This is a genomic window from Nitratireductor luteus, assembly GCF_026162365.1.
GTDB classification, from domain to species: domain Bacteria; phylum Pseudomonadota; class Alphaproteobacteria; order Rhizobiales; family Rhizobiaceae; genus Chelativorans; species Chelativorans luteus.
Genome location: NZ_JAOANW010000002.1, coordinates 289,292 through 306,771, shown reverse-complemented (window position 1 = coordinate 306,771; position 17,480 = coordinate 289,292). Strand labels below are relative to the sequence as shown.

The window sequence follows — 17,480 nt, the reverse complement described above, 5'->3', positions numbered from 1 at the left end:
GATGGCGGCACAGAACCATCATGGCGTGCTGCTGGTTTTGGGCCGCAATGGCGTTTTCATCCTTGGTCCTTCCGGCTCCGGTAAAACCCGGCTCATGCTGACCCTCCTTTCCCATTGCCGTGCCCTGGGCATTTTCGCCCGCCAGGTTAGCGACGATCAGGTGCTGCTCGAGCGGAAGGGGGACCGGCTGATCGGTACCTCTCCAGCCGCGATCGCGGGCTTGGCCGAAGCCTATGGTCATGGACCGGCGGCGATCGGACATGAGCCGAGGGCGGTCATAGACCTCGTCATACGGTTGGTCGAACCCGTTGAGGCACCACGCTTCGCGGAGGAAGATGCGGTCAGGATCGAAAGCGTCGACCTGCCGTGCCTGGTGCTGGCGGCCGGCGATGCGGCCGGCGCGAACCTTGCCATCTGCGCACGTCTCGGCCTGCCGCCATTTGGCTGACCTGCCAGACATCGCGAATTTTTGGACGAATCGCCGCAGATTGGACTTGTCAACGGCTTCGCCGTTGACAAGATACCCCTTCTGTCGTGAGGCAGCTTTGTAATCCGTTCGCACCGTTGGATGGAACGGCGGTAAATAATGGTTGCCGAATGGGAACAGATGTTTGAACGTCGGAGCAGAAAGTGCCAATCGGACGGAGCGTCGCCTTGACCGATCTGACTTATGGTGAAGGAATAGCGGTCGCATTCCGCCGCGTCGCCATTGCCGGACCCTGTAACGGAAGGGTTTCTGTTCGATGATAGGTGTCGTTCTCGTCACCCATGGCCGGCTGGCCGAAGAATTTCGCCATGCTGTCGAGCATGTAGTCGGGCCGCAGGAAAACTTCGGAACGGTGTCGATAGGCGCCGAGGACGATATGGAGCAACGTCGCCGCGACATTGTGGAGGCCGTGGCCCGCGCCGACACGGGCGCAGGCGTCATCATCCTGACCGACATGTTTGGCGGCACGCCTTCCAACCTGGCGATTTCCGTCATGGAGGCCGGCCGCATCGAGGTCGTTGCCGGCATGAACCTGCCCATGCTCATCAAGCTGTCGAGCGCGCGCGCCGGCAACGACATGGCGGCAGCGCTTGATGAGGCGCAGACTGCAGGCCGCAAGTACATCAACGTGGCAAGCCAGGTGCTCAGCGGAAAATGAGCATGGCACTGACCACGGTAGGTAACGGCCCGATCGAACGCGAATTTGCCATCGTCAATCAGCGTGGGCTGCATGCGCGCGCATCGGCCAAGTTCGTGCAACTGGTTGGCGCGTTTGATGCCAACGTGACCGTCGAGAAGGATGGCATCACGGTCGGCGGGACATCCATAATGGGTCTGATGATGCTGGCCGCCAGCCCCGGCTGCTGCATCAAGGTGACGGCGGAAGGCCCGCAGGCTAAGGAAGTCATGCATGCTCTGGCCGAATTGGTTGCCGCCCGCTTCGGCGAGGAAACCTGAAAAATTGTTGGCTTATTCCTGTCACATGCAGGAATAAAGATTTCTTTATATCGTTGTCCGAAGCGCTGCAATCTGGTAGCAAAGCGCCTGATCGCTCTACAGCGCATCGTCCTTCGGACGCACAAGGATGCTGTAGGTTATTGAATCTGCGCATCGTGTTTCCGAAATGGATTCTCATTTTCGGACCCGATACCGCGCCCCGTTGTCCAACTGGAGCTAAAATCCATGGCCGCCAATGACTACCTCGTCGCCGATATCTCGCTTGCTTCCTGGGGGCGCAAGGAAATCGAAATAGCAGAAACGGAAATGCCGGGTCTGATGGCGTGCCGTGAGGAGTTCGGCAAGGAAAAGCCGCTGAAGGGCGCCCGCATCTCCGGCTCGTTGCACATGACGATCCAGACTGCAGTGTTGATCGAAACGCTCAAGGCCCTGGGCGCGGATGTGCGCTGGGCTTCCTGCAACATCTTTTCCACGCAGGATCACGCCGCCGCCGCGATCGCGGAAACGGGCACGCCGGTCTATGCCGTCAAGGGCGAGACGCTTGAGGAATACTGGACCTATACGGACCGCATTTTCCAGTGGAGTGACGGCCAGCCTTCCAACATGATCCTGGACGATGGCGGCGACGCGACAATGTATATTCTCCTGGGCGCGCGCGCCGAGGCTGGAGAGGACGTGCTCACCAATCCGGGCAATGAGGAGGAGGAAATCCTCTTCGCGCAGATCAGGAAGCGCATGGCCGAGACGCCAGGTTTCTTCACCCGCCAGCGCGACGCGATAAAGGGCGTGACCGAAGAGACGACCACCGGCGTCAACCGGCTTTACCAGCTTCAGAAAAAGGGACTGCTTCCCTTTGCGGCGATCAACGTCAATGATTCGGTCACCAAATCGAAGTTCGACAACAAATATGGCTGCAAGGAATCGCTGGTCGACGGTATTCGCCGTGCCACCGACGTGATGATGGCCGGCAAGGTCGCGGTCGTGTGTGGCTATGGCGACGTGGGTAAGGGCTCGGCCCAGTCGCTTTCGGGCGCCGGCGCGCGCGTGAAGGTGACCGAGGTCGATCCGATCTGCGCCCTGCAGGCAGCCATGGACGGCTTCGAGGTCGTGACCCTGGAGGACGCCGCGCCGACCGCCGACATCGTGGTGACGACCACCGGCAACAAGGACGTGATCACCCTCGATATCATGCGCAAGATGAAGGACATGGCCATCCTGGGCAATATTGGCCATTTCGACAACGAGATTCAGGTCTCGGCGTTGCGCAATCTGAAATGGACCAATGTGAAGCCACAGGTGGACATGATCGAGTTCCCCGACGGCAAGCGCCTCATTCTCCTTTCGGAAGGACGCCTGCTCAATCTGGGCAATGCCACAGGTCACCCCAGCTTCGTCATGTCCGCTTCCTTCACCAACCAGGTGCTGGCCCAGATCGAGCTTTGGACGCGTACAAGCCAGTACGAAAACAAGGTCTATGTGCTGCCCAAGCATCTAGATGAAAAAGTCGCGCGGTTGCATCTCGACAAGCTGGGCGCGAAGCTTTCGGAACTCTCGCCCGAACAGGCGGCTTATATCGGCGTGAATGTTCAGGGCCCCTTCAAGCCGGACCACTACAGGTATTGATCCAGCTGGATATACCACACAACATATTGATGCTGGCCTCTTGACAAAGAGGCCAGCATTATTTTTGTCGCGGCTCCTTCTTCACGCCGATTCGCTCAACGGCTACAGTGCGGTGATTCGAGGGCGCCACCGGTATTGAGTTCAGCGCAGCGCGGACCGGGGGCGGTCTTGACGATCATGCGGCGGAGAGGAACAGGACATGCCGGGGCTGGACCCGCTGTGCGGCGGGGCTGCAGGGCCGCAGGGCCATAGGAAAACGCGGCTGCGCAGGGCTCGCGGCTTGATGCGCTTGGCGTTGCCCGCCCTCGGCTGCACGGCGCTCACCGGCAATCCGGCCATGGCGCAAGACGCCTCGAACCTGCTTCCAGCCGGACTCACGGTCGGCACAGTCGAAGTCATCCAACTTTCCATATTGGCCGGCGTCATGGGAGCGGCGCTACTTTCGGCGATCTGGCTGATACGCCAGCGCGCCCGTATCGCAGCGGAAAATGTCGCACTGCGCACGCGCGTGGCAGAACTTTCCGGCGCCCTTGCCCGTTCCGAGGCGCTCCTCAATCTCAAGGATCAGCGGCTCGTCGTCTGGCCGGGTGAAGGTGGCCGCCCCAATGTCGTGGGTGAACTGCCTGCCGAAAGCGGCGCCCCATTGGAGCGCAGCACCTTCTTGGCATTCGGGCGCTGGCTCATGCCGCGTTCGGCTTCCGCGTTGGACAGAGCGGTGGCCGGGCTCCGCGACAAGGGCGTGGCCTTCGACCTGGTCGCCGAAACGCGCGACGGCGTGTTGCTTGAGGTGGAGGGGCGTAAGTCGGCCCTGCATGCGGTCGTTCGTTTCCTATCGCTGTCATCCACCCAGTCCGCGAACGCGCGCTTGAAGCTGGAGCAGCAGCGGCTCGCCGGCGACCATCAAAACCTGCTGGGTCTGATCAACGCGCTCGACATGCCGTTCTGGCTGCGCGACCAGGCCGGCCGGCTCAAATGGGTCAACGAGGCCTATTCCCGGGCAGTGGAAGCCGAAAGCCCCGGCGCGGCTGTGCGCGAAGGCCTGGAATTTCTCCCCACGCCCGCACGAGACAGCCTGGCACAGCAGCATCTGAGCGACACGATCTTTCGTGAGCAGGTAACGACCGTTGTCGGCGGCGACAGGCGGGTCTACTCGGTAACCGATTTCGCCCGAACGGAAGGGAGCGCCGGCATAGCCCTGGACACGAGCGATCTGGATGGATTGAAGCGGGAGTTCGAGAGCACCGTCCGCAGCCACGCCGACACGCTCGACCAGCTTACCACGGCCGTAGCGATCTTCGACGCGGAGCAGAAGCTCAAATTCTACAATCAGGCCTTTCAGAAACTCTGGAACCTTGATTCCGGCTTTCTCAACGGCTCCCCGGAAAACGCGCTTCTGCTCGACCGGCTGCGCAGCGGCGGCAAGCTCGCCGAACAGCCCGAGTGGCGGCGCTGGAAGGAACAGCTCCTTTCCGCCTATCGCTCGGTTGAGCCGGAGGAGCACTGGTGGCATCTGCCGGACGGCCGCACCGTCCGGGTGATTGCCAATCCCCAGCCACGGGGCGGCGTGACGTGGGTCTTCGAGAACCTGACCGAGAAGATCGATTTGGAAAGCCGCTACAACGCCGTCGTCCAAGTACAAAGCGAGACGCTGGACAATCTGGCCGAGGGCGTCGCCGTGTTCGGCTCGGACGGGCGCTTGCGCCTTTCTAACCCCGCTTTCCGGACGCTTTGGCGTATTCCTGAGAAGCTGGCCGACGGCGATGTGCATATCTCCATTCTCAAGGCCGCCTGCGATTCCGTCGCGAAGGAGAGCCCATGGAGTGACTTTGTGGCCGCTGTCACCGGCTTTGATGACGAACGCCGTGACAGCCATGGCCGCACCGAACTGACCGACGGTGCCATCCTGTCCTACGCCATCATTCACCTGCCCAACGGCCAGGTGATGATGACCTTCGTGGATGAGACGGACAGCGTGAATGTGGAGCGCGCGCTGAAGGAGAAGAACGAGGCGCTGGAGAAGGCCGACAAGCTGAAGAACGATTTCGTCCAGCATGTTTCCTACGAACTGCGCTCGCCTTTGACCAATATCATCGGCTTTACCGAATTGCTGGCCCTGGAAACGACCGGACCGCTCAGCCAGCGCCAGCGCGAATATGTCGACCATATAGGCTCATCCTCGTCGCTGCTTCTGACCGTGGTGAACGATATTCTCGATCTGGCTACCGTCGATGCGGGCATCATGGAGCTGGATATCGGAGAGGTTGAGATCAGGCCGATCGTTACCTCAGCCGCCGAACTGATCTCCGAACGGGTCAAGGAACACGGTATAAAGCTTGAAATCGCCGTCGATGACGCGCCCTTCTCCTTCCATGCGGATGAAAGCCGCATTCGCCAGATTCTCTACAATCTGCTCAGCAACGCTGCCAACTACGCGCCGGAAGACAGCCTTATCACCCTGTCCGCGCGCCAGAGCGAGGATGGCGTCGAGTTTCGGGTGCATGACGACGGCCCTGGCATGTCGCAGGAAGTGCTCCGCTCCATCTTTCGCCGTTTCGAACCGCGTACCAACGGCGGCCGCCGGCGCGGTGCCGGCCTCGGCCTTTCCATCGTGAAGAGCTTTGTCGAACTGCACGGCGGGACGGTGGATATTGAGACCGGCGAAGGCCGGGGAACCTCCGTCATCTGCCGTTTTCCCATTGCGCCGCGGGGCATGCGTGCGGCTGCCGAATAGGCCCGCCATGACGCCGTCATTCCTGTCCCTTCATCTGGCCGACGAGGACGCGACCGAGCGGTTTGGCGAGGACCTGGCGATCGCGCTCCGGCCCGGCGCTCTCGTCGCACTCCAGGGCGATCTGGGAATGGGCAAGACGGCGCTTGCCCGCGCCGTCATTCGCGCGCTGGCCAACGATCCTGCGCTGGAAGTGCCGAGCCCCACCTTCACGCTTGTGCAGTCCTATGCGCTGCGCATCCCCGTGCACCACTTCGATCTCTACCGCTTGTCGGCGCCCGAGGAGCTGGAGGAGTTGGGCCTGCCCGAGGCGCTCGCCGAAGGCGTCGCGCTGGTGGAATGGCCCGAACGGGCCGAGCAGGCCATGGCTGGCGCCATTCGTCTGCGGCTGACCGAGAAGGGCGAGGGGCGTGACGTGCGCATCGAAGGACCCGATGACGCACTGGCGTGCATCCGCCATTCCCTTGCCGTGCGCGCCTTCATCGACGGAGCCGGCTTTGCCGGCGCCCGCCGGACCTTCCTCCTCGGCGATGCCTCCATTCGCGCCTATGAAACGGTCGCGCCGCCTTCCGGCTCGCCGCTGATCCTGATGGACGCGCCCGAGCGTCATGACGAGCCGGCCGTCCGCGACGGTCTGCCCTATAGCCGGATCGCCCATCTGGCGCAGAACGTGACCGCCTTCGTCGGGGTGGCGAACGCCCTTCGCGCGGAAGGGTTTTGCGCGCCGCGCGTCCACGCCCAGGCGCTCGACGCCGGTCTTCTCCTGATCGAGCATCTGGGCAGCGGCCGCTTCCTGGGGGACAGTGATCGGCCGGTGGCGGCGCGCTACGAGGCGGCATCGCGCCTGCTGGCCGCACTCCATGAGAGGCATTGGCCGAGCACCTTTCCGGTCGACGATCACCGTACATATGAGCCGCCGGCCTATGACCGCGAGGCGCTGAGCATCGAAACCGACCTATGTCTCGACTGGTATATGCCCTTCGCCCTCGGCAGGCCCGCGGACGCAGGGCAGGTGGCGGAGTTCAAGGATATCTGGTCCGCTCTCTTCAACCGGCTCTCCGCCGCTGAACAAAGCCTCGTGCTGCGCGACTTTCATTCGCCCAACATCGTCTGGCGGGAAGATCGCGACGGGTTTGACCGTTTGGGTCTGATCGATGTGCAGGATGCCGTTTTCGGCCCCGCTGCCTATGACGTCGCGGCGCTGGCCTTCGACGCTCGCGTCTCGATCCCGCCCGACATACGGGAGCTTGTGGTCGAGACCTATTGCGCAGCTCGTGGACCCGGTTTCGACCGGGGCGCCTTTGAGGAGGCGTACGCAATCACCGGCGCGCAGCGCAACACCAAGCTTCTGGGCACTTTCACGAGGCTTGCCCATCGCGACGGCAAGCCCCGCTACCTGAGCCACCTGCCGCGTATCCGGGGCTATCTGGAGCAGGTGATGCAACATCCCGGCCTTGCCCGTCTGCATCAATTCTACGAGGATCACCGCCTGCTTGAAGGAGAAGCCGAATGAGCGGGCTCGTACCCTCGAAGGCAATGGTGCTGGCGGCGGGCCTCGGCAAGCGCATGCGGCCGATCACCGACACGATCCCAAAGCCGATGGTCGTCGTCGGCGGTAGGCCGCTGATCGACTGGAGCCTCGACGCCCTCACCCGCGCCAGCGTCGCGGAGGCGGTCGTCAATGTGCACTACCTACCCGAACTGCTGGAGGTTCATCTGGAGGCGTGGAAGAACCCGCAGATCCGGATTTCCGATGAGCGGGACGTGTTGCTGGATTCGGCCGGCGGCATCGTCAGGGCGCTGCCCATGCTGGGGAAGGAACCCTTCTTCATCGTCAACGCTGATACATTCTGGATCGATCGCGATAGGCCAAACCTTTTGCGGCTTGCCGATGCGTGGGACGCATCGTGCATGGACATGCTTCTGCTTCTGGCCGACCCGGCGGCAGCTACGGGTCATTCGGGAAAGACCGACTTTCTGGCGGACGCAGACGGCCGGTTGCGCCGTGCGGGCGCCGAGGCGGCGGGCTGTATCTATGCCGGCGCGGCAATCATCCATCCGCGCATCTTCGCGCCGCCGCTAAGGGAAGGCCCTCATTCGCTCAATCTTTATTTCGACGCGGCGATCGAACGCGGCCGCCTGTTCGGCCTGCCGCTGGAAGGCCACTGGCTCACGGTCGGCACGCCCGATGCGATTGCGCTAGCGGAGGCCGTCCTGTCGCGGGCGGGTGCCACGGCGTGATGACCGGACATCGTCACCCCCGGGTCTTTTCCATCCCACCCGGCGTGCGCTTCCTCCCGGCGCTGGCCGATGCGCTTCTGGAAGGGCGGCTTGTGCCGGGTTTCCGCTACGAGGCGGAACCGCTGGCGCTGGCCGACGCAACCATTTACCTGCCGACGCGCCGTGCCGCGCGCGAACTGCGCAACGTCTTCGTGGACCGCCTCGGCGGCGCCTCTGCGATCCTGCCCACCATTCGTCCGCTTGGCGAGTTCGAGGCGGAGCTGGCCGATCTGGAGACCGAAGGCGGAGCGGCCATGCTCGATCACGCGCCCCCCGTGGGACAGCTCGACCGATTGCTGCTTCTGGCGCCGCTGGTCCAGGCGTGGAAGGCGCGCGTGCCCGCCGAAATCGCCGCCCGCTTCGACGAAGGACTTGTCGTGCCGGCCTCGGTGAGCGACAGCCTGTGGCTGGCGCGCGATCTGGCTGCGCTCATGGATGAAGTCGAGACCGAGGAGGCCGACTGGGCAAGGCTTGGCGCCCTGGTGCCGCAGGAACTCGCCGGCTGGTGGCAGGTCACGCTCGATTTCCTGACCATCGTCACCACCCACTGGCCGCATATCCTTGGGGCGATGGACCGCTCCAATCCCGCAGCGCATCGTAACGCGATGCTGACTGCGGAGGCTGAAAGGCTGAAGCGCAATCCCGGCCGCGGCCCGGTGATCGCCGCTGGCTCGACCGGCTCGATCCCCGCCACCGCACGCCTGCTTTCCACGATCAGCCGGCTGGACAATGGCGCGGTGGTGCTGCCGGGTTTCGACAGGGGCCTCGACGAGGACGCATGGGAGGCCATCGGCGCACTCGATAAGCCTTCGGCCTTCGGCCACCCGCAGCATGGCCTCAAGAAGCTGGTTGCATCCATCGCTCTCCCGCGCGGCGATGTCGAAAACCTGGCCGAGCCGGCGCGCGAGCTGGAGATAAGGCGCCGTCTGGTCGCCGAGGCGCTGCGTCTTGCTGAAACGACAGAGCGCTGGGCCGGCAATCGCGATCTCGTCGAGAGCGCAAGGGTGACCGGGGCGATGGAGGGCATCAGCCTCATAGAGGCCGCTAACGAACGCGAGGAAGCGCATGCGGTCACCGTGGCGCTGCGCCATGCCATTTCCCGTGAGGGGACGACGGCGGCGCTGGTGACACCCGATCGCGCACTGGCCCGCCGCGTTGCGGTGGAGCTGCGCAAATTCGGCATCCAGGCCGACGATTCGGGCGGCAGCCCGCTTGCCGACTCCATACCCGCCACCTTGTTGCGGATGATGCTGGAAGCCGTCTTCCGCCCCGGCGAGCCCGTCGCCATCGTCAGCCTCCTGAAACATCCGCTTCTGCGCCTCGGCATGAAGCGCGAGGCGGTGCGCCGCGCGGCCGAATGGATAGAGCTCATAGCCTTGCGCGGCGATACGGGGCGCCCGGATGTGGCCGGGCTCTCCAACGATTTCGATGCCCGGCTTTCAGCCCTGGCCAGGGCCGCGCGCAAGCCGTTCTGGCTGTCGCGCCTCGGCGAGACTGCAAAGGGCGAGGCACGAGCAGTGCTTGCCGCGCTCGACGCCGCGCTCGCCCCGCTGACCGCGCTTCGCGGTGGTACCGTCGATCTGGTCACGGCGGTGCGCGCTTCCGTCGATGCGTTCGAGGCCCTCGGACGAAGCGACGACGGCGCGTTGGCAAAGCTTTACGACGGCGAGGCGGGAGAGGTGCTTGCCGGCTTCCTGCGCGATCTCGTCGGTACCCGTTCCTCCCTCGCTTTCGATGCTTCCGACTGGCCCGATATCTTCGTGGCCCTGATCGCCGGAAAGACGGTGAACCCCACGGCCGGTGCCGACCAGCGCGTTGCCATTTGGGGCACCCTCGAGGCGCGGCTGCAGAGCGTCGACGTGCTGGTGCTTGGCGGTCTCAATGAGGGCACATGGCCTCAGCTTCCTTCCTCCGATCGCTTCATGTCGCGACTGATGAAGGCCGAGCTTGACCTTGAGCCGCCGGAGCGGCGCATCGGCCTTGCCGCTCATGATTTCATGATGGCTTTGGGGGCGCCGGAAATCGTGCTGTCGCGGGCTGCCCGCGCAGGCGATGCGCCGGCCGTCGCCTCACGCTGGCTCCAGCGGCTTTTAGCCTTTGTCGGCGATGAAGAGGCCGATGCCCTGCGCGGGCGCGGCCGCCGTTTCATACGCTGGGCCGACGTGCTTGAAGCGCGGCAGGATCAGCCTTTCGCGCCGCGACCCTGCCCGAAACCGCCGCTGGAGGCGCGCCCGCAACGCTTCTCGATCACGGAGATTGAGACGCTTCGGCGCGATCCCTATGCTGTCTATGCACGGCGGGTGTTGGGCCTGTCGCCGGTCGAACCGCTCATCCGCGATCCGGGTGCGGCCGAGCGCGGATCGCTCTTTCACGATATATTGGAGCACTTCATCAAATCGGGCGTCGACCCATGCGCCGGGGACGCGCTCGACCGGCTGCTCGATTCAGGCCGGGCGCTCTTTGCCGAAGTGGCCCTTCCCGCCGACGTGGAGGCTGTCTGGTGGCCGCGCTTCAAGCGCACCGCCGAAAGCTTCATCGACTGGGAGCGCGGGCGCGGCGAACACGTTGCCAGCCGCCTGGCCGAAATCCGTGCCGACGCGCTTGCCGTTGGCGCGACGGGCAAGACGCTGTCGGGCCGGGCCGACCGCATCGACCTCCTGGCAGATGGTCGTGCCCACATCATCGATTACAAGACCGGCGCACGGCCTTCGCGGGTCCAGGCACACAGGCTGTTGGCTCCGCAGCTCGCGCTCGAAGCGGCCCTTCTGGCGCGCGGCGCATTCGCCGGACCGGGCGCCCGCACGCCCGCCGAACTCAGCTATGTGCGGCTGAAGGCCAATGGCGATGTGGAGGAAGAATCAATCCTTGAGGTCAAGGGTCGCAACAAGAGCGAGAAGACCGCGACGGGGATCGCCGACGAGGCCTGGCGGCGGCTGGAGGAGCTTCTGGCCCACTACGACCGGATCGAAGCGGGCTATCTGTCCCGCGCCCTTCCCTTCAAGGAAGGGGATGTGGATGGCGACTACGACCATCTGGCGCGCGTCCTCGAATGGTCGGCAGGCGGCGATGCGGGCGAAGGCGAGGGCGGGGCCGCATGAACACGGGCCTGCGTATTCCTTCTGAAACGCTGAGGGCGCAGGCGCTGGCCTCCGATCCGGCACTGTCTGCCTGGGTGTCGGCCAATGCCGGTTCGGGCAAGACCCACGTGCTGGCAAGCCGCGTGATCCGGCTTCTGCTCAAGGGCGTCGACCCCTCGCGCATTCTCTGCCTCACCTATACACGCGCCGCCGCCGCCAACATGGCCAACCGCGTCTTCGGTAATCTCGCGGGCTGGAGTCTGCTTTCGGACGAGAAGCTCTCCGTCGAGATAGAAAAACTCGAAGGCCGGAAGCCTAATGCCGAAAAGCTGCGCCGGGCAAGACGCCTCTTTGCCCGGGCGCTGGAAACGCCGGGCGGGCTGAAGATCCAGACGATCCACGCATTCTGCGAGGCCATTCTGCACCAGTTTCCGCTGGAGGCAAACATTGCCGGACATTTCCAGTTGCTGGACAGCCAGATGGAGGAGGCGCTGGTCGCCGAGGCGAGGCGTGATCTGTTGACCGGCGTGGCGGCGGAAGAGGACGGGCCGCTGGCGGAGGCCTTTGCCCATGTGCTGGCGCTGGGCGGCGAGAGTGGCCTTCAATCGCTTCTTTCCGACATCGTTGCCAAGCGCGACCGGCTGCGCCGGCTGATCGAGGCGATCGGCCACGCGCCGGAACCCTATGCGGAGTTGTTCGAGGAGTTCGGCTTCCGGGCCGGCGACAGGCCCGAAACGCTGGCCGCTGCCATCTGGCCGCTGCCAGGTTTCGACGCGTCGCAGTTTCGCCAGCTTGCCAATGCCGCCGACGAAACCGAGGCCAAGGATGTGCAGAAGCACATCCTGCCGGAGGCCGAAAAGGCGTTCGCGGAGGTAAGTCCGCTCGCACGTCTCCACCATCTGCGCAAGGCGTTCCTGAAGGCCGACGGCGCGATCTATGGCGAACGAACCTTCAAGGCGGTGCTGAGGGCCCGGCTGCCCGACATTTTCGAGCGTTACGAGCAGGCCGCCGCCATCATATCGGAAACCTGCGACAGGCTCGCGCTCCTGCAGATGCTGGAAGCCAGCCGCGCCGCGCTTATCGTGGCCGATGCGCTGATCGCCCGCTATGAGCGCTTGAAACGGGCGCGCGGCTTCCTCGACTTTTCCGACTTGATCATGCGCACGGTGACATTGCTGTCGCGGCCGGATGTGGGGCCCTGGGTTCAGTTCAAGCTCGACCGGGGCATCGACCACGTGCTGATCGACGAGGCGCAGGACACCAGCCCCGAGCAATGGCGCATCGTCCAGCTTTTGACCGACGAATTCTTCGCCGGTGAGAGTGCGCGGGAAGGCGTCGAGCGCACCATCTTTGCCGTGGGCGACGAAAAGCAGTCGATTTACTCCTTCCAGGGCGCCGAGCCTGCCGCTTTCGCCGAGAGCGGCGCGGCATTCCATCTTCGTGTTCCGCAGGCGGGCGGCCGCTTCGAGAAGGTGCGGCTCACCCATTCTTTCCGCTCGACCGACGACGTCTTGAGCGCAGTCGATCTGGTTTTCAGGCGGGAGGAAGCGCGCCGCGGACTGACCCAAGATCCCGAGGGCCCGCCCGAGCACAAGGCGATCCGTGACAACGCACCGGGCTATGTCGAGGTATGGTCGCCACTCAGGCCGGAAACCGTGGACGAGCCCGAGGATTGGACGGAATCGGTCGACCACGCCTCGGCTCCCGCCGCCCGGCTCGCGGAAATCATGGCCGACCGCATCGCCCGCTGGCTCGAACAGGGCGAAATGCTGGAAGGCCAGGGCCGCAAGCTTCGGCCCGGCGACATCATGGTGCTGGTCCGCAAGCGCGACCGCTTCGTGCATGCGCTATCGCGCAGCTTGAAGAACCGCAGGATCAATGTCGCCGGCGCCGACCGCCTGCGGCTGACCGCACATATCGCGGTCAAGGATTTGCTGGCCCTCGGGCGGTTCCTACTGCAACCCCACGACGACCTTTCGCTGGCCGCCATCCTGAAGAGTCCGATCTTCGGACTGGATGAGGAGGCTCTTTTCAGCCTCGCCTGGGCGCGCGGCGAAAGCACTTCGCTCTATGCTGCCCTGCGCTCTGCGGCACATGATGGTAGGCACCTTGCGGAAATCCTCGAAACGCTCGAATCATGGCGTAGCGACGCCGCTTTCAAGCCGGTCTATGAGTTTTATGCCGGCGTTCTGGCCGGCGTTCCAGGCAGACAGGGCGCGCGCGGCCAGTTCATCGCACGGCTCGGGCAGGAGGCGAGCGACGTTCTGGACGAGTTCCTCTCATTCTGCCTGGCCGCGGAGCGGACGGGACTGCCTGGGCTTGAGTCCCTTTTGGCGACGCTCGACGGCTCCGCGCCGGAGATCAAGCGGGAAATGGACCAGTCCCGCGACGAGATCCGCATTATGACGGTGCACGCGGCCAAGGGGCTCGAAGCGCCGGTGGTGTTCCTCGTCGACCCCGGCAGCGCGGCGGCAAGCCACAGTCATCTGCCGACGCTCATGCCCTTTCCGATGAAGCAGAGCCCGCACCTCACCGGCTATCTGTGGCGCGCCGGCAAGGATCTCGCCAACGGCCGCTCCCGACAGTTCGAGCAGGCGGCCAAGGACAAGGCGGAAGAGGAGTATCGCCGCCTGCTCTATGTGGGCATGACGCGTGCGGAGGACCGGCTGATCGTTTGCGGCTATCATGGCATGCGGCCGGCGGAGGGTACCTGGCACGGCCTCGTGCGCGCGGCTTTCGAGGATGCGGCGGGCGTCGAGGAGCAGGCCGACCCCCAGGACTGCGCGCCCGTCCTGCGCTATAGGGTGACGCCATTGGGCGGAGCGGGCGAAACGGGCAAGGCGTCCGCGCCGGCAGCATCCCTTCCCCCGCTGCCACCCTCGCTTGGCGCGCCTCTTCCTCCGCCCCCTGCCTTGCCACGGCCGCTTGCGCCCTCGGGCGCATCGGCGCTGATCGAAGGCGGCTATGAGGCCGTCGCCTCGGCGCGGTCTCCCGTGCTCGATGACGAACGGCCGGCTGGTTTTGCACTGGAGCGGGGCAATGTGGTTCACCGGCTGCTCCAGGTCCTGCCGGGCATGGAGCCGGAGGCGCGCGGACGCGCCGCTCGGCGCTATCTTGAACGGGTCGGCGCGTCCTGGCCGGTGGAAGAGCGGGAGACTGTGCTTTCGTCGGTCATCTCCATCCTGGCAGAGCCGTCTTTCGCCGCCGTCTTTGCACCGGGTTCGCGGGCCGAAGTTTCGGTGATGGGCAAGCTCACGATCGCCGGTGCGCAACGTGCCGTTAGCGGAAAGATCGATCGTCTCGCGGTGACGGACGAGGCGGTGCTGATCGTCGACTACAAGACCAACCGCCCCGCGCCCGAAGAACTGGAGGCGGTGCCGCCGGCTTATATCGCCCAGCTCGCCCTTTATGCGGAGCTCTTGCGTCCGTTATACCCCGGCAAGGAAATTTGTTCCGCGCTTCTGTTCACGGAAGGACCACACCTTCTCCATTTGCCGCGTAGCGCGATGGAAGCTGCCCTTGCCCGACTCACGCGAGCGTGAGAAAACCGAGCTTGAACGGCAGGGTGTGCATGCCCACATGCCCAGTCAACATACCCGGTCAGCGGACCAGTCAACTGGATTGACGATAAGGAGAGGCTCATATGGCCACCGTCAAGGTAGACAATAACAATTTCCAATCCGACGTCCTTCAGGCGACTGAGCCGGTTGTCGTCGATTTCTGGGCCGAATGGTGCGGCCCCTGCAAGATGATCGCCCCGGCACTTGAGGAAATTGCCGCCGAGCTCGGCGGCAAGGTCAAGGTGGCCAAACTGAACATCGATGAGAATCCCGAACTTGCAGCTCAGTTTGGCGTACGCTCCATCCCGACGCTTATGATCTTCAAGAACGGCGAAGTCGCCGACATGAAGGTCGGTGCTGCTCCCAAGACCGCGCTTTCGGCCTGGATCGGCGGCGCTGTCGCCTGACGGGCTTTCACACGATGTGAGATGGAGAACCCGGCCTTTGCGCCGGGTTTTCTTTGATTATTGCGGCGGCGTGCCGTTGGCCGCCAGCACTTCGCCTACCAGATAGAGCGATCCACAGATCAGAATGCGTGGCGGCGGCTCGTCGCCCCAGGTTTCCGCCAGAAGTTTCAACGCGTTTTCCACCGAGGCCACGGGCTCGGCCGAAAGCCCCACTTCCGCCGCTCGCGCGGCGAGCGCGTCGTTGGGCACCCCCGCATCGCTGCCGTTCACCGGCACCGTGTAGACGTGGCGGGCCATGCCGGCGAAGGCCGCGAAATAGCCTGCCTGATCCTTGGTGTCGATCATGCCGGAAATGAGAAAAAGCGGACGCGGGCGTTTTTCCTCCTCGCCGGCCATGGCCTCGGCGATCGCCGTGCCGGCGCCCGGATTGTGTCCGCCATCCAGCCAGATTTCAGCATCTTGGGGCGCAAGCGCGAGAAGCCTGCCTTCGGTCAGCCTCTGCAGGCGGCCAGGCCAAGAGACGTTCTGCATGGCCTTGTCGGCGATCTTGTCTGATACGGCGAAGCCGGCTGCCTTGACAGCGGCAACTGCAGCCGCGGCATTGGCAAGCTGGTGCCGGCCCGGCAGCCTTGGCGGCGTCAGGTCGAACAGGCCATCTTCGTCCTGATGGACCATCCGTCCGTGCTCCTCGAACGCGATGAAGTCTTGCCCATAAACGGCCAGCGGCGATCCGATCCGCTCCGCCGTTTCGATCAGCACTTCCCGCGCCGCATCCCAATCCTGCTGTCCGATGATCACCGGGCGGCCTGGCTTCATGATGCCGGCCTTCTCGATTGCGATCAGCTCGACGCGGTCGCCGAGATAAGCCTGGTGATCGAGCGAGACCGGCATGATGAGCGAGACCGCCGGCTGCGCGATGACATTGGTGGCATCGAAGCGCCCGCCCAATCCCACCTCGACAATGGCGGCATCGGCGGGATGTTCGGAGAACAGGACGAACATGACCGCGGTGAGTATCTCGAAGACAGTGATGGTCTCGCCGCGATTGGCTTCCGCGACGCGCTCGACGGCTTCGGCCAAAACGCCATCTTCCACCAGCCGCCCGCCGCCTGCCGCGCCCATGCGGTAGCGCTCGTGCCAGCGAACGAGGTGAGGCGAGGTGTGCACGTGCACGGCGTGGCCGCCGGCCTCCAGCAAAGCGCGGGCAAAGGCTGCCGCCGAACCCTTGCCGTTAGTCCCGGCGATGTGGATCACTGGCGGCATCCGCTCCTGCGGATCGCCCAGGCGTGCCAGAAGCCTGCGAATGCGGTCGAGCGAGAGATCGAAGCCCTTGGGGTGAAGCGACAACAGCCGCTCGATGGCGCTTTCGGCGGCACTCATTGATTTCACCCAAAAGACATGGTCAGTTTGACGCGGCGTTGGCTTCCGCGCTTTCAGGGCTTTTAGCAGGCGCCACGTCGTTCTTGGCCGTCACTTCCTCGATCCGGTCTTCAAGCGGTGACTTGAGCAGGATGTTGATCAGCCGCGCCACCGTCTCCTTCATCTCGAGACGCGAGACGACCAAGTCGACCATGCCGTGCTCCATCAGATACTCCGCCCGCTGAAACCCCTCGGGCAGCTTCTCGCGGATGGTCTGCTCGATCACGCGGGGACCGGCAAAGCCGATCAGCGCGCCGGGCTCGGCAATGTGGACATCGCCCAGCATGGCGTAGGAGGCCGTCACTCCGCCCGTCGTCGGATTGGTCAGCACCACAATATAAGGCAGGCCGGCTTCCTTAAGCCGGTCAAGGGCCACGGTGGTGCGTGGCAGCTGCATGAGGGACAGGATGCCCTCCTGCATGCGCGCCCCGCCGGAAGCAGCGAACAGCACCAGCGGCAGCTCACGTTCAACGGCGGTCTCGAACGCCTTGACTATGGCCTCGCCCGCTGCCATGCCGAGCGACCCGCCCATGAAGGAGAAATCCTGCACCGTCGCCACGATTTCACGGCCTTCGATGGTGCCCACCCCGTTTACGATGGCGTCTTCCATGCCCGTCTTCGATTTGGCATCGCGAAGCCGGTCCGTGTAGCGGCGCTCGTCGCGAAACTTCAGCGGATCGACGGGAGCTTTGGGGTTCTCCAGCGTTTCAAACTTGCCGTTGTCGAAAAAGAACTTCAGCCGCTCCCGCGCGGAAATGCGCATATGGTGCCCGGAAGCCGGGATTACCCACTGGTTATCCTCGAGATCCTTGTGGAAGACCATTTCTCCAGTCTCGGGGCACTTGATCCAGAGGTTTTCCGGCATGTCGCGCCGGCCGAGCATCGAGTTGATCTTCGGCCGGACGTAGTTCGTGATCCAGTTCATGGCCGCAGCCTTCCTTC

The 17,480-nt window shown here is 64.2% G+C and carries 12 protein-coding genes; 10 read left to right on the top strand and 2 right to left on the bottom strand.

Annotation, left to right across the window (positions count from 1 at the left end; genetic code table 11):
- Nucleotide 1 precedes the first annotated feature (1 nt).
- From N1058_RS04000 to trxA, 10 genes are all read left to right on the top strand, one after another.
- Nucleotides 2–448, top strand: a complete 447-nt coding sequence (locus tag N1058_RS04000; RefSeq protein WP_265516193.1) for an HPr kinase/phosphorylase — start codon at nt 2–4, stop codon at nt 446–448.
- Nucleotides 449–743: 295 nt separating this feature from the next.
- On the top strand, nt 744–1,145 hold the full coding sequence (locus N1058_RS03995; RefSeq protein WP_265516192.1) for a PTS sugar transporter subunit IIA: 402 nt from the start codon (nt 744–746) through the stop codon (nt 1,143–1,145).
- A 2-nt stretch (nt 1,146–1,147) separates the two neighbouring features.
- A complete protein-coding gene (locus N1058_RS03990) occupies nt 1,148–1,444 on the top strand; it encodes an HPr family phosphocarrier protein (protein ID WP_265516191.1) in 297 nt (98 codons plus the stop codon).
- A 225-nt stretch (nt 1,445–1,669) separates the two neighbouring features.
- Nucleotides 1,670–3,067 carry an adenosylhomocysteinase gene (gene ahcY / locus N1058_RS03985; RefSeq protein WP_265516190.1) on the top strand — a complete coding sequence of 466 codons (1,398 nt, stop codon included), beginning with the start codon at nt 1,670–1,672 and terminating at the stop codon, nt 3,065–3,067.
- A gap of 199 nt (nt 3,068–3,266) precedes the next feature.
- Complete coding sequence (locus N1058_RS03980; protein ID WP_265516189.1) at nt 3,267–5,798, top strand: sensor histidine kinase; 2,532 nt, start codon at nt 3,267–3,269, stop codon at nt 5,796–5,798.
- Between the two features lie 7 nt (nt 5,799–5,805).
- A complete protein-coding gene (tsaE, locus tag N1058_RS03975; protein WP_265516188.1) occupies nt 5,806–7,308 on the top strand; it encodes a tRNA (adenosine(37)-N6)-threonylcarbamoyltransferase complex ATPase subunit type 1 TsaE in 1,503 nt (500 codons plus the stop codon).
- Nucleotides 7,305–8,036 (top strand): nucleotidyltransferase family protein, encoded by a 732-nt coding sequence (locus N1058_RS03970; RefSeq protein ID WP_265516187.1) that lies wholly within the window; start codon nt 7,305–7,307, stop codon nt 8,034–8,036. The genes tsaE and N1058_RS03970 overlap by 4 nt, the downstream gene beginning before the upstream one ends.
- Nucleotides 8,036–11,173 carry a double-strand break repair protein AddB gene (gene addB / locus N1058_RS03965; protein ID WP_265516186.1) on the top strand — a complete coding sequence of 1,046 codons (3,138 nt, stop codon included), beginning with the start codon at nt 8,036–8,038 and terminating at the stop codon, nt 11,171–11,173. The genes N1058_RS03970 and addB overlap by 1 nt, the downstream gene beginning before the upstream one ends.
- Nucleotides 11,170–14,694, top strand: a complete 3,525-nt coding sequence (addA, locus tag N1058_RS03960) for a double-strand break repair helicase AddA (RefSeq protein WP_265516185.1) — start codon at nt 11,170–11,172, stop codon at nt 14,692–14,694. Before addB ends, addA begins: the two co-directional genes overlap by 4 nt.
- Before the next feature lie 101 nt (nt 14,695–14,795).
- On the top strand, nt 14,796–15,119 hold the full coding sequence (gene trxA, locus N1058_RS03955; RefSeq protein ID WP_265516184.1) for a thioredoxin: 324 nt from the start codon (nt 14,796–14,798) through the stop codon (nt 15,117–15,119).
- 57 nt (nt 15,120–15,176) lie between these two features.
- Here trxA and N1058_RS03950 read toward each other — a convergent pair whose 3' ends face one another.
- Both N1058_RS03950 and accD read right to left on the bottom strand, forming a co-directional pair.
- On the bottom strand, nt 15,177–16,499 hold the full coding sequence (locus tag N1058_RS03950) for a bifunctional folylpolyglutamate synthase/dihydrofolate synthase (RefSeq protein ID WP_265516183.1): 1,323 nt from the start codon (nt 16,497–16,499) through the stop codon (nt 15,177–15,179).
- A 22-nt stretch (nt 16,500–16,521) separates the two neighbouring features.
- Nucleotides 16,522–17,463 (bottom strand): acetyl-CoA carboxylase, carboxyltransferase subunit beta, encoded by a 942-nt coding sequence (gene accD / locus N1058_RS03945; protein WP_265516182.1) that lies wholly within the window; start codon nt 17,461–17,463, stop codon nt 16,522–16,524.
- Nucleotides 17,464–17,480 lie beyond the last annotated feature (17 nt).

What these genes read in the sequence shown, in the direction of transcription:
- addA (WP_265516185.1), top strand. Translation starts at nt 11,170, where the DNA reads ATGAACACGGGCCTGCGTATTCCTTCTGAAACGCTGAGGGCGCAGGCG.
- tsaE (WP_265516188.1), top strand. Translation starts at nt 5,806, where the DNA reads ATGACGCCGTCATTCCTGTCCCTTCATCTGGCCGACGAGGACGCGACC.
- accD (WP_265516182.1), bottom strand. Translation starts at nt 17,463, where the DNA reads ATGAACTGGATCACGAACTACGTCCGGCCGAAGATCAACTCGATGCTC.
- N1058_RS03980 (WP_265516189.1), top strand. Translation starts at nt 3,267, where the DNA reads ATGCCGGGGCTGGACCCGCTGTGCGGCGGGGCTGCAGGGCCGCAGGGC.
- ahcY (WP_265516190.1), top strand. Translation starts at nt 1,670, where the DNA reads ATGGCCGCCAATGACTACCTCGTCGCCGATATCTCGCTTGCTTCCTGG.
- N1058_RS03970 (WP_265516187.1), top strand. Translation starts at nt 7,305, where the DNA reads ATGAGCGGGCTCGTACCCTCGAAGGCAATGGTGCTGGCGGCGGGCCTC.
- N1058_RS04000 (WP_265516193.1), top strand. Translation starts at nt 2, where the DNA reads ATGGCGGCACAGAACCATCATGGCGTGCTGCTGGTTTTGGGCCGCAAT.
- N1058_RS03950 (WP_265516183.1), bottom strand. Translation starts at nt 16,499, where the DNA reads ATGAGTGCCGCCGAAAGCGCCATCGAGCGGCTGTTGTCGCTTCACCCC.
- trxA (WP_265516184.1), top strand. Translation starts at nt 14,796, where the DNA reads ATGGCCACCGTCAAGGTAGACAATAACAATTTCCAATCCGACGTCCTT.
- N1058_RS03990 (WP_265516191.1), top strand. Translation starts at nt 1,148, where the DNA reads ATGGCACTGACCACGGTAGGTAACGGCCCGATCGAACGCGAATTTGCC.
- addB (WP_265516186.1), top strand. Translation starts at nt 8,036, where the DNA reads ATGACCGGACATCGTCACCCCCGGGTCTTTTCCATCCCACCCGGCGTG.
- N1058_RS03995 (WP_265516192.1), top strand. Translation starts at nt 744, where the DNA reads ATGATAGGTGTCGTTCTCGTCACCCATGGCCGGCTGGCCGAAGAATTT.